Origin of the sequence: Mesorhizobium sp. M1A.T.Ca.IN.004.03.1.1, from assembly GCF_003997555.1 — a bacterium.
Classification (GTDB): domain Bacteria; phylum Pseudomonadota; class Alphaproteobacteria; order Rhizobiales; family Rhizobiaceae; genus Mesorhizobium.
On sequence record NZ_RZTV01001179.1, the window covers coordinates 1 to 232 of the forward strand.

At 63.4% G+C, this 232-nt stretch carries 1 protein-coding gene; it reads left to right on the plus strand.

Features of this window, described 5'->3' with window-relative positions; genetic code table 11:
• On the plus strand, positions 1 to 232 hold a 232-nt coding region (locus tag EOD29_RS35400), incomplete at both ends, for a CBS domain-containing protein (protein WP_348630483.1).

The window sequence follows — 232 nt, forward strand, 5'->3', positions numbered from 1 at the left end:
GTTGCGATGAATGACCCCGAGGCCGCCGGCCTGGGCCATGGCGATCGCCAGGCGGCTCTCGGTGTCATTCACCGCAACCTGACGCCGATCGAGCAGGCCGAGCAGGTCCGGCAAGTGAAGAAGTTTGAAAGCGGCATGGTCGTCAATCCGGTGACGATCGGCCCCGATGCGACGCCCGCCGATGCATTCGGGCTCATGAAATCCTACAGCATTTCCGGCATCCCTGTCGTGG